This window comes from Enterobacter cloacae complex sp. P18RS (assembly GCF_014982105.1).
In the GTDB taxonomy this organism is placed as follows: Bacteria; Pseudomonadota; Gammaproteobacteria; order Enterobacterales; family Enterobacteriaceae; genus Enterobacter; species Enterobacter hormaechei_C.
Genome location: NZ_JADCKV010000078.1, coordinates 1 through 583, shown reverse-complemented (window position 1 = coordinate 583; position 583 = coordinate 1). Strand labels below are relative to the sequence as shown.

The following is a 583-nucleotide window of genomic DNA, read 5'->3' as shown; positions in this document are numbered from 1 at the left end:
AAATTTTATCTTCAGAAGAAAATTCAACGCTTCTTATATTGTTATATTCTTCTGTTGGCAATAACAGGAAGAAGGCCATTACAATTAATCTCTCTAAAAGCTAAGGATCTCATTAAAAATGAGAAAGGGTATTTTTTAAATGTACCAAAAGTAAAACAAAGGAAATCATTCAGAAATGAATTTAACATGGTAATGATAGAAAAGTTTTTGTATGACAGCTTATCAATGCTAATTGATGAAAATCAGGTGTTTGTAGAAGATAAATTTAGTGTTGGGATTAATAACTATAGAGGCGAATTGCCAATCTTCATGGATTTAGACAAGATTACGGAAATAAAAATAATTGAGGAGTTTCTATCTGATTTAACAACAGATTTTTTCCATATGAAAAATTCAGTCATGTCAAAGCTATTAAAACGCTTTCCTTCAAAATTCGATGTTAGATCAGAAAGGACTAACAGCTATATAGAGCTTAATGCCAGAAGATTCAGATATACATTAGGGAGTCGACTGGCTAATGAAGGAGCCTCAATTGAGGTGATTGCTAAAGCGTTAGATCATAAATCAGCAAACTCTTCTATGA

General features: G+C 31.0%; 1 protein-coding gene. It reads left to right on the top strand.

Translation table 11 applies throughout. From position 1 onward, the window contains the following. On the top strand, nt 1–583 hold a 583-nt coding region (locus tag INF61_RS22785), incomplete at both ends, for a tyrosine-type recombinase/integrase (protein ID WP_193548162.1).